The organism is Stenotrophomonas sp. K-6, from assembly GCF_056861555.1.
The window spans coordinates 345,708-359,682 of sequence record NZ_JBSPUC010000002.1 but is presented as its reverse complement, the minus strand read 5'-3'; the positions used below and the strand labels follow the sequence as shown (position 1 = coordinate 359,682).

Below are 13,975 nucleotides of genomic sequence, written 5' to 3'. Positions count from 1 at the left end.
CACCACCGCGCGCCGCGTTTGCCGGCGCGCGGGACGGTGCACTGTTGCATAAGGAGCATGACGTGGGATTGGCAACACTCGATGTGGCAATCGTGCTGGTGTACCTGGCCGGCATCTTCGTGCTGGCGCAATGGGTTTCGCGCGAGAAGGCCGGGCACAGCAAGAGTGCCGAAGACTATTTCCTGGCCGGGCGTTCGCTGCCGTGGTGGGCCATCGGTGCCTCACTGATCGCGGCCAACATCTCGGCCGAGCAGATCATCGGCATGTCCGGCTCCGGCTATGCGATCGGCCTGGCCATTGCCTCCTACGAATGGATGGCCGCGCTTACCCTCCTGATCGTCGGCAAGTACTTCCTGCCGATCTTCCTGCGCAACGGCATCTACACGATGCCGCAGTTCCTGCAGCAGCGGTACGGCAACCGGATCCGCACGCTGATGGCGGTGTTCTGGCTGGGGCTGTACGTCTTCGTCAACCTGACCTCGATCCTGTGGCTGGGCTCGATCGCGGTGACCGAGGTCACCGGCATGGACCAGATGCTGGCGCTGGTGCTGATCGGCGTGTTCGCGCTGCTCTACCAGCTTTACGGCGGGCTGAAGGCCGTGGCGCTGACCGACATCGTGCAGGTCTCGCTGCTGATCCTGGGCGGCCTGCTGGTGACCGCGCTCACCCTCAACGCGGTGGGAGGCGACGCTGGCATTCCCGGGGGCTTCCAGAAACTGTGGGATCAGCATCCGGAGCACTTCCAGATGATCCTGCACCCGGACAACCCGTTCTACAAAGACCTGCCGGGCCTGAGCGTGCTGATCGGCGGGCTGTGGATCATGAATCTGAGCTACTGGGGCTTCAACCAGTACATCATCCAGCGCGCGCTGGCGGCCAAGGACATCGGCGAAGCGCAGAAGGGCGTGCTGTTCGCGGCCTTCCTGAAACTGCTGGTGCCGCTGGTGGTCGTGGTGCCGGGCATCGCGGCGGTGGTGCTGGCGCCGGATCTGGGCAAGCCGGACCGTGCCTACCCGGCCATGATGAGCCTGCTGCCCAGCGGCATCCTCGGCCTCGTCTTCGCCGCGCTGGTGGCCGCGATCGTGGCGTCGCTGGCGTCGAAGATCAATTCGGTGGCGACCATTTTCACCCTGGATTTCTACGCCAAGGCGCGTCCGCAGAGCAGTCAGACCACGCTGGTGCGCGTGGGCCGCATCGCGGCGACGGTGGCGGTGCTGGTGGCGATCGCCACGGCGCGTCCCTTGCTGGGCAGCTTCGACCAGGGCTTCCAGTACATCCAGGAATTCACCGGCTTCTTCACCCCGGGCATCACCGTGATCTTCCTGCTCGGCCTGTTCTGGAAGAAGGCCAGCGAAGCCGGTGCACTGGCGGCGGCGATTGGCTCGTTCGCCTTGTCGATCGTGCTGAAACTGGCATGGCCGTCGCTGCCCTTCATCGACCGTGTCGGCCTGGTGTTCCTGCTGGCGCTGGTGCTGGCCGTGCTGATCTCGCTGTGGAAGCCGGCGCGTACCGGGCAGGATCTGATCCGTACCGATGACGTGCGCTACGCCACGCCGATGAGTTTCAACATCGGCGGTGCGGCGGTGATCGCGATTCTGATCGCGTTGTACACGGTGTTCTGGTAACCGCGGTCACCCACCTGTGGCAAACGAAAACGGCGACCTTCGGGTCGCCGTTCCTGTCTCATGCCGCGTGGTGCGAATGATGCTTCACCGGCTTGGATCACGCTCCGGGCTGGGCCGCTTGGCCAGCTTGCGCTGCAGCGAGCGGCGGTGCATGCCGAGCAGCCGCGCCGCGGCGGACACGTTGCCGCCGGTCTCATGCATCGCCTGCTGGATGTGTTCCCACTGCAGCCTGCTGATCGGAGTCATCGCATCCGGTGGCTCCATGTCACCATCATCGGCCGGGCCATCGTCTTCCTCGCCGAGCGCGCGCAGGATCATCGGCACCGTGGCCGGCTTGGGCAGGTAGTCATCGGCGCCAAGCTTGATCGCTTCCACCGCGGTGGCGATGCTGGCATAGCCGGTCACCAGCAGGATTCGCATGTCTTCGCGCAGGGCGCGCAGCGGCTGGATCAGTGCAAGGCCGGATTCCGTACCGAGCTTGAGGTCGATCAGCGCGTAGGCCGGCGGCTGCTGCCGGGCCAGCAACAGGGCCGAGGCGGTGTCGCTGGCGGTGACCGTTTCCAACCCTTTGCGGGCCAGGCTGCGCTGCAGCGTGCGCAGGTACAGTTCGTCGTCATCGACCAGCAGGCCATGGCTGGCCTGGCCGGGCGCGGGGATGAAAGCGGTCATGCGGAAGTCTCCCGTGGGGACAAGGGCAGGCGGAAGCCGACGCGCGTGCCGGCGCCATTGGCCGGGCGCATCCACAGCTCGCCGTCCAGGCGTTCGATGGTGGCGTGGGACAGTGCCAGGCCGACGCCCATGCCGTCGGTCTTGCCGCTGTTGAACAAGGTGCCGGGCAGGACCGCCTGGCGCGCGTCGAAGCCATGACCGTAATCGCGGACTTCCCCGATCAGGTCATCGCCTTCGATGCGCAGCGACAGATCCACCTGCGGGCGATCGGCTTTCTCGCCGGCGTCGGCGGCATTGTTGAGCAGCACCATCAGCAGGTGCCCGATACCCGGGTCCAGCGGCAGGGTGAGCGGGGCGTCCTCATTGCGCTTCAGCGCGATGGTCGGACGCACCAGTCGCCACTGTTCCAGCACCTGCGGCAGGGTCACCGCGTCGCGGCCCGGGGCATCGCCGGCGGCCGGGCGGGCGAGGGCAAGCACGCGCTCCCGGCACTGCACCAGCAGCTCGCGCAGGGTTTCCACATCATCGCGGACCTCGCTGCTTTCGGTCTGGTCGGCGATATCGTCGGCAAGCAGGGTCATGGTCGCCAGCGGGGTATTGAGTTCATGCGCCACCGAGGCGGCGTGGGTCGCCAGCGCCACGATGCCCTCGTTGCGGACGAAGCGCTCGCGCAGCATCGCCAGCTCGTGTTCGCGGTGGCGCAGGGCGATGGCAAGCCGGGTCGCGAACACCAGCACCACCGTGGCCGACAGCAGGAAGTTGCAGACCACGCCCCACTGCTGCATCTGCGCACCGGTGAAATAGCCGCTCGGCAGCGGCAGGCCGAACACCCCGCTCACCGCATAGCCGATCAGGCAGGCTGCGGCGACGGCCAGGGTCCAGCGCAGGGGCAGGGCAAGCGCGGCCAGTGCGATCAGGATCAGGAACAGCGAGCCGAAGGGATTGGCGATGCCGCCGCTCCAGCCCACCATCCAGGTCAGCACGGTGACATCCACCAGGATGTGGCCGAAGGCAGTGACCGGTGCGGTATCCGGATCCTGCACGCGCAGCTGCGCGTACAGGTTGAACAGGGTCAGCGCGGCGACGCCGGCCCAGAGCGGCAGCTGCGGCAACTCCAGGCCCAGCACCCAGGTGGCGACCAGGATCGTGGCGGCCTGGCCAGCCACGGCCAGCCAGCGCAGGCTGCACAGGGTGCGGAGAAAGGGGGCGTCGGTACCGGTCATGTCCGCACATCGTATGCGCTCCGGACCGGACCTGCCTGCGACAATCGGCCGCATCGGGCGCGCGCGGGGCGCAGGTGGTACGGAACATGAGTACCAAGCAACAGCGGGCACCTACCCGCGCGCTGGGCGCGCTAAAATAGGCCGATGCATGACGCCGTGACCCGACCGACCCAACCCGCCGACTCCGCCGTGTGGGCCCGCCGCCAGACCCAGCCCGTCCGTATCGGCGGCGTGGTCGTGGGTGGGGGCCATCCCGTGGTGGTGCAGTCCATGACCAACACCGACACCGCCGATGTCGCCTCCAGCGTGAAGCAGGTGGCCGAACTGTGGCGTGCGGGCTCGGAGATGGTGCGGTTGACCGTCAACAATCCCGAGTCGGCCGCGGCCATTCCGCGGATCGTGGAGAAGCTGCAGATGATGGGGATCGATGTCCCCCTGATCGGCGACTTCCATTACAACGGCCATCAGCTGCTGACCCAGGAGCCGGCCTGCGCCGAGGCGCTGGCCAAGTACCGGATCAATCCGGGCAACGTGGGCTTCGGCAAGAAGAAGGACACCCAGTTCGCGCAGCTGATCGAGTTTGCGATCCGCTACAACAAGCCGGTCCGCATCGGCGCCAACTGGGGCTCGCTGGATCAATCCCTGGCCGCGCGCCTGATGGACGAGAACAGCCAGCGCGCGCAGCCCTGGGATGCTGGCCGGGTGCTGCGTGAAGCGCTGATCCGCTCGGCCCTGGATTCGGCTCAGACCGCCGTGGAGCTGGGCCTGCCGCGCGATCGCATCGTGCTGTCGGCCAAGGTCAGCGGCGTGCAGGAGCTGATCGCGGTGTACCGCGATCTGGCCCAGCGCTCGGATTTCGCGCTGCATCTGGGCCTGACCGAAGCGGGTATCGGCAGCAAGGGCATTGTCGCCTCTTCGGCGGCGCTGGCCGTACTGCTGCAGGAAGGCATCGGCGACACCATCCGCATCTCGCTGACGCCCGAACCGGGTCAGTCGCGCACGGCCGAAGTGATCGTTGCCCAGGAGCTGTTGCAGACCACCGGGCAGCGGGCCTTCACGCCGCTGGTCACGGCCTGCCCCGGCTGCGGCCGGACCACCTCGGAGTTCTTCCAGGAGCTGGCCAAGGTCGTGCAGAACCACGTGCGCGAGAAAATGCCGGTCTGGAAGGTGAGCCACCCGGGTGCGGAGAACATGACCCTGGCGGTCATGGGCTGCATCGTCAACGGGCCGGGCGAATCGCGCCACGCCAACATCGGCATCTCGCTGCCGGGCACCGGTGAAACGCCGGCCGCGCCGGTGTTCGTGGATGGCGAAAAGACGGTCACCCTGCGTGGCGAGAACATCGCCCAGGACTTCGTCACGCTGATCGATGAGTACGTCGAACGCACCTATGTCCGACGCGTTGGATAAGCCGGCGGTGCTGGCCGCAGCGGAGCCGGCCGCCGGCGTCCGCCACTGGATGGGCCGTAACGCCTGGCGCTTCGTGCTGCTGTTCGTCGGCGTGCTGCTGCCATTGGCGGGCTTCGTGGCCTTGGCCGATGAAGTGCACGAGCTGGAGGCGATCTACTTCGACGACCTGCTGCTGTGGAAGCTGCACGCCTTGCATTCGCCGGGCCTGGACCGGTTCTTCGTGCTGCTCTCCAAGCTGGGCTACGAGTGGTTCCTGATTCCGGCCGACGTACTGATCGTGGGACTGCTGGCCTGGCGCAAACGCTGGCGCGAGGCCAGTTTCGTGGCGATCTGCTTTGCCGGCTCGGCCCTGCTGAACCTGGGCAGCAAACGCTTCTTCCAGCGCGATCGCCCCAGCCTGTGGGAGTCCATCGCCCCGGAGAGCACCTTCAGCTTCCCCAGCGGCCATGCCATGGGCTCGATGACCTTGGCCGTCACCCTGGTGCTGCTGTCCTGGAACACCCGCTGGCGCTGGCCGGTGGCGCTGTCCGCACTCACTTTTGCGGTCCTGGTGAGCGTCTCGCGCATGTACCTGGGGGTGCATTACCCGTCCGACATCCTGGCTGGCTGGTGTGCCGCCCTGGTGTGGGTGGTAGGGTGCTTCCTGGTCATGTTCCGCCGCCGTCACCCGTGGCGGCACCGCCACTGAGGGCATTACGGCGGTAAACTGGCCGAAAACGGCATGAAGGCGGGCCGCATCGATAGGCTGTACCTTTGGAACAGGCTAGGATGAGAGGCGCAGGGGGAGGGGCAGGACAGCACGTCTGTGATGCGCGGACCAGAACGCGATGATGGGGAACCCGGTTCCTTGTGATCGACACATCCCGCGGCTAGGCTTGCCCCCGTTCACAGTGTTTGACGAGGTTGGCGGATGACGATTCGAGTGTATCTGGTGGACGATCATGCTCTGGTGCGTACGGGCATGAAGATGATCCTCTCCAACGAGACCGACATCGAGGTCGTCGGTGAGGCGGAGAGCGGTGAAGATGCGCTGCCGGATATCCGCCGCCTGCGGCCCGACGTCGTGCTGTGCGATCTGCACCTGCCGGGCGTGAGTGGCATGGAAGTCACCGAGCGCGTGGTCCGTGGCGATCACGGTACCCGCGTAGTGATCGTCTCCGTGCTCGAAGACGGCCCGATGCCCAAGCGCCTGCTCGAAGCCGGCGCGTCCGGTTACATCGGCAAGGCCTGCGATGCACAGGAACTGCTGCGCGCGGTGCGTGATGCCGCACTCGGCCGCCGCTACCTGGGCAACAGCATCGCGCAGAACCTGGCGCTGTCGAACGTGGAAGGCAACCACTCGCCGTTCGACACCCTGTCCCCGCGCGAACTGGAAGTCGCCCTGCTGCTCACCCAGGGCCTGCGCCAGGAAGACATCGCCAAGCGCCTGAGCCTGAGCGCGAAGACCGTCAACACGCACAAGGCACGTCTGTTCGAGAAGATGGGCATCAACGACAACATCGCGCTGGCACGCATGGCCAGCCAGTACGGCCTGGTGGATCCGGCACGCCCGATGTAACCGCGCGCTGGCGGCAGATAAAAAAACGCCCGGGCATGCCCGGGCGTTTTGGTTCAGTGCGCGCGGACCCGCGCGACGATCTTCGCGGCCTGGGCCGCACTCTCGCGCACCTTGTCCCACTCGCCGCGCTCGATCCAACCGCCCGGCACCATCCACGAACCGCCGATGCAGACCACGTTCTTCTGCTCCAGGTACTCGGCTGCCGTGTCTTCGGTGATGCCACCGGTCGGGCACAGCTTCAGATCCGGGATCGGACCGGCCAGCCCCTTGATCATCGCCAGCCCACCCACGGCCGAGGCCGGGAACAACTTGCACACCCGGAAGCCGCGCGCATACAGCGCCAGCATTTCCGTCGGCGAGGCCGCGCCCGGAACCACCGGCAACGGCGCCTGCGCCAACGCGTCGGCCATGTGCGCCGGCGTACCCGGCGTGACCAGGAAATCCGCACCCGCATCGATCGACTGCTGCATCTGCTCCACGGTCAACACGGTGCCCGCACCCACCACCACATCCGGCAGCTCGCGCTTGAGCATGGCAAGCGCTTCCATCGCCACCGGCGTACGCAGCGTCAGCTCGATCGCCGGCAGCCCGCCCTCCAACAACGCCGCACTGACCGCACGGGCCTGATCCAGCGTATGCACGGTCACCACCGGCAGAATGCCGGCAGCCTTCAACAGGGTTTCAGCGCGTTTCTGATGTTCGGCGATGCTCATGCGTTTCCAATCCTTCTTTTCATCAATGTCTGCAGCGCGAACGACGCGCCGGAGTGTGTCGGGAGGCAGCGGGATGGCCCCAACCAGGACCGTTACAGCGCCATGGATGGCGCTGACGAGCCCCCATGGATGGGTTCACGGCGCGTCCTGGTTGGGGCCATCCCGCTGCCTCAACCAGGAAACTCACCGCCGCGTCAGCTCAGGCGTCCTTCGCCTCATGCGGCGCTTCCGCAGCGGCCGCATCATGCCCAAGCTCATATTCCGCATCGTAATTCCAGATGCTGCCGTCATCGGCCGCCGGCCCACACGAAATCGACATCGCGCCCTGATCGGCCGGACCCACCAGACGGCGGCTCATCGCGAACAGATTGCGACCCAGATCGTGCCCGGCCGGCGCAGTGTTCGGCGCCGGCTCGCGTGCCGCGAACTCGGCCGCATCCACCAGCAATTCCAGCGTGCCGGCCTCACCATCCAGACGGATGATGTCGCCCTCGCGCACGCGCGCCAGCGGACCACCACGCGAGGCTTCCGGCGTCATATGGATTGCCGCCGGGAACTTGCCCGAGGCACCGGACAGACGACCATCGGTGACCAGCGCCACCCGGCGCCCCTGGTTCTGCAACAGACCCAGCAACGGCGCCAGCGAATGCAGCTCCGGCATGCCGTTGGAGCGCGGGCCCTGGTAACGCACCACCGCCACGAAATCGTGTGGCAGCACACCCGCCGCGTGCAGCTTGTTCAGCACCTGCGGTGCATCGACGACCACCGCCGGCGCCTCGATCGTGCGGAACTCCGGCTTCACTGCCGACAGTTTGATCAGCGAACGGCCGAGGTTGCCGCGCAGCAGGCGCAGGCCACCCTGTGACTCGAACGGATTGGCCACGCCGCGCACCACATCCGGATCGGCACTCTCGCGCACGCCATCGATGTAGGTCAGCTTGCCGTCGCGCAGTGCCGGCTCCTGGCCGTACTGGTGCATGCCGCCTTCGGCCACGGTCTGCAGGTCGGCATGCATCAGGCCGGCCTCCATCAGCTCGCGGAACACGAACGCGGTGCCGCCGGCGGCAGCGAAGCGGTTCACGTCGGCTTCGCCGTTCGGATAGACGCGGGCCAGCAACGGGATCAGCTGCGACAGCTGGTCCATGTCGTCCCAGGTCAGCACGATGCCGGCCGCACGCGCCACGGCGATCCAGTGGATGGTGTGGTTGGTCGAACCGCCGGTGGCCATCAGCGTGACCACGGCGTTGACGATCGCGCGTTCGTCGATCAGCCGGCCGAGCGGACGGAAGTCGTCGCCCAGTGCACTGATCTCCAGCGCACGCACGGCGGCGTGGCGGGTCAGTGCGTCGCGCAGCGGCGTATCCGGATTGACGAACGAAGCGCCCGGCATCTGCACGCCCATCGCCTCGAGCAGGGTCTGGTTGGAGTTGGCGGTGCCGTAGAAGGTGCAGGTACCGGCGCCGTGGTAGGAGGCCGCTTCGGCTTCCAGCAGTTCCTCGCGGGTGGCCTGACCGGCCGCATAGCGCTCGCGCACTTCGGCCTTCTGCTTGTTCGGGATGCCCGGGGTCATCGGGCCGGCCGGCAGGAAGATCGCCGGCAGATGCCCGAAGGCCAGTGCACCGATCAGCAGGCCGGGCACGATCTTGTCGCAGACGCCGAGGTAGACGCTGGCGTCGAACATGTCATGGCTCAGGCCGATCGCGGTGGACTGGGCGATCACATCGCGCGAGAACAGCGACAGTTCCATGCCGCCGCGGCCCTGGGTGACGCCGTCGCACATCGCCGGCACACCACCGGCGACCTGTGCGGTCGCACCGAGTTCGCGCGCGGTTTCGCGCAGGATCTCCGGGTAGTGCTCGAACGGCTGATGTGCCGACAGCATGTCGTTGTACGCGGTGATGATGCCCAGGTTGGGCGTCACGCCGCCGCGCAGGCGCGACTTGTCGGTCGGGCCGCACGCGGCGAACCCGTGGGCGAGGTTGCCGCAGCTCAGGCGCGAACGGAACGGACCGTCGCGCAGGGCCGCGTCGACACCGGCCAGGTAGGCGGCGCGCGAGGCGACGCTGCGCTGGACGATGCGCTCGGTGATGGCATGGAGTTTGGGATGCAGGCTCATTGGCTACCGGCTATGAGAGGGCGAACGGAACAACACCGGGGCGACTCAGTCACACCAGTGGACGCGCAGTTTCGCGCCGTCGAGATCGATCGCATTGAGGATGGGATACAGCTGCGGATTGTTGCTTTCCAGCGCGTGCTTGAGCACCTCCAGCTTCTGCTTGCCACGCAGCAGCAACAGGCGCTGGCGGCTCTGCTTCAAGCCATGCGGGGTGAGGGTGATGCGCAGCGGCCACTGATTGGCACCGGGGCAGCCGGTGGCATCCAGCGCCGCGTAGGGCAGGGTGCTTTCCAGTGCCCGAGTCAGATCCTTCGACCCCGGGAACAGCGAGGCGGTGTGGCCATCGTTGCCCATGCCCAGCACGCTCAGGCACGGCCGCTGGCTGTGCTGGGCCTGCAGGTTGGCGCTGTAGACGCATTCGGGCAGCGGCTTGCCGATCCGCACCAGCGGGTCGAAATGCGCGCCATCGGCACGGTTGAGGAAGCTCTCGCGGACCAGCCAGGCATTGCTGTCGCGATCCTGTGGCGACAGCCAGCGCTCATCGACCAGGCTCACTTCCACCCGGTCCCATTGAACCTCCAGCTCGGCCAGCGCCTGGTAGATCGGCGCCGGCGTGGTGCCGCCGGAGAGCAGCATGCGCGCCCGGCCGAATTCGGCGATGTCGCGGTTGAGTTCGGCGGCCATTTCAGCAGCCACGGCCTCGATCCAGCCATCGGCATCGCCGTGACGGATCAGGGTGAAACGGTTGGACGTATCCAGGGTATTCATGCGGTGCCTCCCGGCAGATCGCGTTCCACATCCGCCGCATATGCGGCTGCGCCAAGCAGGCCCGGGCTGGGGTGCATCACCGCCAGTGACGGCACCTTGGACATGATCGAAGAGAAGCGGCCCTTGTGTTCAAAGCGCTGGCGGAAGCCGGAGTGCTGCAGTGAATCCAGCATCTTGGGCACCAGGCCGCCGGTCAGGAACACGCCGTCCCAGGCGCCCTGCATCAGCACCAGGTCACCGGCGATCGCGCCGAACACCGCGCAGAACACATCCACGGTCCGCATCGCCTGCGGGTCGCCATGCAGTGCACGCGCGGTGACGTCCACCGGCTGCAGCTGGCCCGGGTCGATGCCGGCCATCTCGCACACGGCGCGGTGGATGTTGACCAGGCCAGGACCGCAGATCAGGCGCTCATTGGAGACCCGGCCGAACTGCTCGGACAGGATCTCCAGAATGCGGATCTCCTCCGGCGTGCCCGGCGGGAAGCTGACGTGGCCACCCTCGGTTTCCAGCGGATAGCAGCGGCCGTGGCGCAGGATCAACCCGCCCACGCCCAGCCCGGTGCCCGGGCCGATCACCGCATAATTGCGCGGCTGGCCGGGCTTGCCCGGCACCCACGCTGCGCCGCCGACCTGGATCACGTCGTGCGGCTGCAGCAGCGAGATCGCCATTGCCTGCGCGGCGAAGTCGTTGATCAGGTGCAGTTCGTCGAAGTCGAGCATGTGCGCGGTGCGCATGCGCGAGATCACCCACGGGTGATTGGTGATGCGTGCTTCGTCGCCGTCCACGCGGCCAGCCACGGCGAACACGCCGCGTTTGGCCTCCGCGCCGATCTCGTCCAGGTAATGGCGCGCCGCTTCACCCAGCGAGGGGAATTCGGCGACGCGGAACTCGCGGATGCTGTCCTGCTGCAGCGGGGCATCGAGTGAGGTATCGGCAAGCGCGAAGCGTGCGTTGGTACCCCCGATATCCGCCACGAGGACCGGTTGGGACACCACCGTCATGCCTGGCCACCACGGCCGGCCTCGGCATCCACATCGGCCGGCAGGAAGCCGGCCGCTTCCTGCGGCCCCCACTCGCCAGCCGGGTAGGGCTGCAGCGGCAGGCTGGCCGCTTTCCAGGCATCGCTGACGCTGTCGATCCAGGCCCAGGCCGCGCGCACTTCGTCATCGCGCACGAACAGGGCATGGTTGCCGTTGAAGGCATCCAGGAACAAGCGTTCATAGGCGATGCGGCGGTGCAGGCCGGTCGGTACCGACAGTTCCAGTTCCAGCGGGTGCAGTTCCAGCGCGCCCCATTCCGGGCCGGCCAGCGAGCTCATCAGGCCCAGCTCGATGTTTTCCTGCGGCTGCAGCTGGAAGGTGATGCGGTTCGGCGTGGCGTTGCCGCGGTGCGGGCGTTCGAACAGCCAATGGGTGACGGGCTTGAGGTTGACCACGACGCGCGTGGTGCGCTCGGCCAGGCGCTTGCCGGTGACCAGGTGGAACGGCACGCCGCTCCAGCGCCAGTTGTCGATATGCGCGGTGACGCCGGCGAAGGTTTCCACGTCGCTGCCTTCCGGCGGCTGGTACGCCTGCGCAGGCTGGCCGTTGATGGTGCCGGCGGTGTAGCGGCCGCGCACGCTGTCACGCGCGGCGTGCTTGGCGTCCAGCGGGCGCAGGGCGCGCAGCACTTTGACCTTTTCATCGCGGATGCGGTCGGCTTCCAGCGAGGCCGGTGGTTCCATCGCGACCAGACACAGCAGCTGCAGGATGTGGCTCTGGACCATGTCACGCAGCGCGCCGGAGCGGGCGTAGTACGCGTCGCGACCGTCCACGCCTTCGCTCTCGGCGACCAGGATGTGCACCGATTCGATGTAGTTGCGGTTCCAGACCGCCTCGAGCAGCGTGTTGCCGAAGCGCAGCGCGATCAGGTTCTGCACCGCGGCCTTGCCCAGGTAGTGATCCAGTCGGAACACGCGGTCTTCGTCGATCCACTGCCCGATGGTGGAGATGATCTCCTCGGCACTGGCGCTGTCGCTGCCGATCGGCTTTTCCAGCATCAGACGGTGCGGGGCGGCCAGTGCGCCGCCCTTGGCCAGACCCTCGCAGGTGGAGATGTACAGGCCCGGTGGAATCGCCAGGTAGCTCACGCAATGGCGGTCGACCAGGTCATGCACCGATTCGGCCACCGACTCGGGATTGCGCAGGTCCACCGAACGGTAGTCGATGCGCTGCAGCAGCGAGTGGATGTCGTCCTGACTGGCCATGGGCATGGCCTGCTGCAGGCGCGGGCGCAGGATTTCGCGGAAGGCCTCGGTGTCGTGCGGCGACAGCGCAAGCGCGCGGATTTTGAAGTCTTCCGGGAGCAGGCCGTCGCCGAGGAGTCGCAGCAGCGAGGGGAACAGATAGCGCTGGGCCAGGTCACCTGTGGCGCCAAACAGGAAAAGGGTGTCGTGCATCGCTCGAGTTTCAGATCCGGGTGACATCGTTGTCAATCGCTTCTCGTCTATGTTCTCGGGGGTCGGGCGGGGCAGCTTGTCTGCCCGACATGATGGCCTGCCGACCCGGTGTCGGGAGAGATTTCGCATCTTCCCCGGCAGTCAGGTCACGGCCGACCATCGGATAGTGCCACGTGAAAACGTTTACATGGCAGAATGCGCAGACTGTATTCGATTGCAGTGGTCGCCGTCATGCGGCACCACGCCATCGACCTGCCATCGGGAGGGCCGAAGGCAGTTCCGCATAACAGCCCGGAGACCGGGCGGACTGGAATGGTGATATGGCAAAAGTGCAGCTGCAGGGCGTTCGCAAGGTCTATGACAACGGTCAGGTGGCCGTGCAGGGCGCAACCTTCGAAGTGGCCGATGGTGAATTGATGGTGCTGGTGGGGCCGTCCGGGTGTGGCAAGTCCACACTGCTGCGCATGGTCGCCGGGCTGGAAGAGATCAGCGGCGGCACGCTGACGATCGGCGACCGCGTGGTCAACGACGTGGCGCCCAAGGATCGTGACATCGCGATGGTGTTCCAGAGCTACGCGCTCTACCCGCATATGACCGTTGCCGAGAATCTGGCCTTCGGCCTGAAGCTGCGCGGCCACGACAAGGCGACGATCAGCAAGCGGGTCAGCGAGGCGGCCGAAACCCTCGGCCTGACCGAGATGCTCGACAAGCTGCCCAAGGCGATGTCCGGCGGCCAGCGCCAGCGTGTTGCGCTGGGCCGGGCGCTGGTGCGCGAGCCGGCGGTGTTCCTGCTGGATGAGCCGCTGTCCAACCTGGATGCCAAGCTGCGCCACAGCGTGCGCACGGAAATCGCGCAGCTGCACCGCAAGCTCGGCACCACCATGATCTACGTGACGCACGACCAGGTCGAAGCCATGACCCTGGGCCAGCGCATCGTGGTGCTCAAGGATGGCGTGATCCAGCAGATCGATACGCCGATGGCGCTGTACGACCGTCCGGCCAATCTGTTCGTGGCCGGCTTCCTCGGCAGCCCGGCGATGAACGTGCTGCGCGGCACCCTGCAGCGCACCGACAGCGGCTTCGCCGTGCAGGACGCCGCACTGACCGCCCCGCTGGGCCAGGCGCGTATCGATCAGAACTGGGTCGGCAAGGCGGTCGCTGTGGGCGTGCGCCCGGAGCATCTGCAGCCGGCCGCCGCCGGGGATGCGACTGCGTTCGAGGCGATGATCGACGGCATCGAACCGGTCGGCAACGAGATCTTCGTCAACATGACCAGTGGCGGCCAGCCGTTGGTGATGCGCGTGGCGCCGCAGGCGTTGCCGGCGGTGGGCGAGCCGATCCGCGTGGCGATCCACCCACAGGGTCTGCATTTCTTTGATGCGCAAACCGGCGAGCGTCTGAAGGACGCGTAAGGCGCGGAGGGGTTACGGGATTGCCGGCCAGCGGCCGGCAC

General features: G+C 66.9%; 12 protein-coding genes. 5 read left to right on the top strand and 7 right to left on the bottom strand.

Annotation, left to right across the window (positions count from 1 at the left end; all coding sequences use genetic code 11):
- The first annotated feature begins 62 nt into the window (after positions 1 to 62).
- Positions 63 to 1,625, top strand: a complete 1,563-nt coding sequence (locus AC13F7_RS07005; protein ID WP_482999686.1) for a sodium/sugar symporter — start codon at positions 63 to 65, stop codon at positions 1,623 to 1,625.
- Positions 1,626 to 1,709: 84 nt separating this feature from the next.
- Here the strand turns inward: AC13F7_RS07005 and AC13F7_RS07000 are convergent, their stop codons facing one another.
- Both AC13F7_RS07000 and AC13F7_RS06995 read right to left on the bottom strand, forming a co-directional pair.
- Positions 1,710 to 2,294 carry a response regulator transcription factor gene (locus AC13F7_RS07000; RefSeq protein WP_482999685.1) on the bottom strand — a complete coding sequence of 195 codons (585 nt, stop codon included), beginning with the start codon at positions 2,292 to 2,294 and terminating at the stop codon, positions 1,710 to 1,712.
- Positions 2,291 to 3,517, bottom strand: coding sequence for an ATP-binding protein (locus AC13F7_RS06995; protein ID WP_481468060.1), 1,227 nt, complete (start codon positions 3,515 to 3,517; stop codon positions 2,291 to 2,293). The genes AC13F7_RS07000 and AC13F7_RS06995 overlap by 4 nt, the downstream gene beginning before the upstream one ends.
- A 144-nt stretch (positions 3,518 to 3,661) precedes the next feature.
- Between AC13F7_RS06995 and ispG the strand changes: the two genes are divergently transcribed.
- From ispG to AC13F7_RS06980, 3 genes are all read left to right on the top strand, one after another.
- Positions 3,662 to 4,927 carry a flavodoxin-dependent (E)-4-hydroxy-3-methylbut-2-enyl-diphosphate synthase gene (gene ispG, locus AC13F7_RS06990; RefSeq protein WP_481468058.1) on the top strand — a complete coding sequence of 422 codons (1,266 nt, stop codon included), beginning with the start codon at positions 3,662 to 3,664 and terminating at the stop codon, positions 4,925 to 4,927.
- On the top strand, positions 4,908 to 5,615 hold the full coding sequence (locus AC13F7_RS06985) for a phosphatase PAP2 family protein (protein ID WP_346470366.1): 708 nt from the start codon (positions 4,908 to 4,910) through the stop codon (positions 5,613 to 5,615). The genes ispG and AC13F7_RS06985 overlap by 20 nt, the downstream gene beginning before the upstream one ends.
- A 222-nt stretch (positions 5,616 to 5,837) precedes the next feature.
- Entirely contained in the window at positions 5,838 to 6,485 is a 648-nt protein-coding gene (locus AC13F7_RS06980; RefSeq protein WP_019183265.1) for a response regulator, read from the top strand.
- A 53-nt stretch (positions 6,486 to 6,538) separates the two neighbouring features.
- On the opposite strand, the gene AC13F7_RS06975 is transcribed toward AC13F7_RS06980, so the two are convergent.
- The 5 genes from AC13F7_RS06975 to zwf all read right to left on the bottom strand — a co-directional run bounded on the left by AC13F7_RS06975 (position 6,539) and on the right by zwf (position 12,522).
- Positions 6,539 to 7,198, bottom strand: coding sequence for a bifunctional 4-hydroxy-2-oxoglutarate aldolase/2-dehydro-3-deoxy-phosphogluconate aldolase (locus AC13F7_RS06975; RefSeq protein ID WP_019183264.1), 660 nt, complete (start codon positions 7,196 to 7,198; stop codon positions 6,539 to 6,541).
- Between the two features lie 199 nt (positions 7,199 to 7,397).
- Positions 7,398 to 9,314 (bottom strand): phosphogluconate dehydratase, encoded by a 1,917-nt coding sequence (gene edd / locus AC13F7_RS06970; RefSeq protein WP_482999684.1) that lies wholly within the window; start codon positions 9,312 to 9,314, stop codon positions 7,398 to 7,400.
- 45 nt (positions 9,315 to 9,359) lie between these two features.
- Positions 9,360 to 10,082, bottom strand: coding sequence for a 6-phosphogluconolactonase (gene pgl, locus AC13F7_RS06965; protein ID WP_482999683.1), 723 nt, complete (start codon positions 10,080 to 10,082; stop codon positions 9,360 to 9,362).
- Positions 10,079 to 11,086, bottom strand: coding sequence for a glucokinase (gene glk, locus AC13F7_RS06960; protein WP_482999682.1), 1,008 nt, complete (start codon positions 11,084 to 11,086; stop codon positions 10,079 to 10,081). Before glk ends, pgl begins: the two co-directional genes overlap by 4 nt.
- Complete coding sequence (gene zwf, locus AC13F7_RS06955; protein WP_482999681.1) at positions 11,083 to 12,522, bottom strand: glucose-6-phosphate dehydrogenase; 1,440 nt, start codon at positions 12,520 to 12,522, stop codon at positions 11,083 to 11,085. The genes glk and zwf overlap by 4 nt, the downstream gene beginning before the upstream one ends.
- Before the next feature lie 320 nt (positions 12,523 to 12,842).
- Between zwf and AC13F7_RS06950 the strand changes: the two genes are divergently transcribed.
- Positions 12,843 to 13,934, top strand: a complete 1,092-nt coding sequence (locus AC13F7_RS06950) for an ABC transporter ATP-binding protein (protein ID WP_481468050.1) — start codon at positions 12,843 to 12,845, stop codon at positions 13,932 to 13,934.
- Positions 13,935 to 13,975: the final 41 nt, after the last annotated feature.

Coding starts and splice junctions, on each gene's coding strand:
- edd (WP_482999684.1), bottom strand. CDS start 9,314: ATGAGCCTGCATCCCAAACTCCATGCCATCACCGAGCGCATCGTCCAG.
- zwf (WP_482999681.1), bottom strand. CDS start 12,522: ATGCACGACACCCTTTTCCTGTTTGGCGCCACAGGTGACCTGGCCCAG.
- AC13F7_RS06985 (WP_346470366.1), top strand. CDS start 4,908: ATGTCCGACGCGTTGGATAAGCCGGCGGTGCTGGCCGCAGCGGAGCCG.
- ispG (WP_481468058.1), top strand. CDS start 3,662: ATGCATGACGCCGTGACCCGACCGACCCAACCCGCCGACTCCGCCGTG.
- AC13F7_RS06995 (WP_481468060.1), bottom strand. CDS start 3,517: ATGACCGGTACCGACGCCCCCTTTCTCCGCACCCTGTGCAGCCTGCGC.
- pgl (WP_482999683.1), bottom strand. CDS start 10,082: ATGAATACCCTGGATACGTCCAACCGTTTCACCCTGATCCGTCACGGC.
- AC13F7_RS06950 (WP_481468050.1), top strand. CDS start 12,843: ATGGCAAAAGTGCAGCTGCAGGGCGTTCGCAAGGTCTATGACAACGGT.
- AC13F7_RS06980 (WP_019183265.1), top strand. CDS start 5,838: ATGACGATTCGAGTGTATCTGGTGGACGATCATGCTCTGGTGCGTACG.
- AC13F7_RS06975 (WP_019183264.1), bottom strand. CDS start 7,198: ATGAGCATCGCCGAACATCAGAAACGCGCTGAAACCCTGTTGAAGGCT.
- glk (WP_482999682.1), bottom strand. CDS start 11,086: ATGACGGTGGTGTCCCAACCGGTCCTCGTGGCGGATATCGGGGGTACC.
- AC13F7_RS07000 (WP_482999685.1), bottom strand. CDS start 2,294: ATGACCGCTTTCATCCCCGCGCCCGGCCAGGCCAGCCATGGCCTGCTG.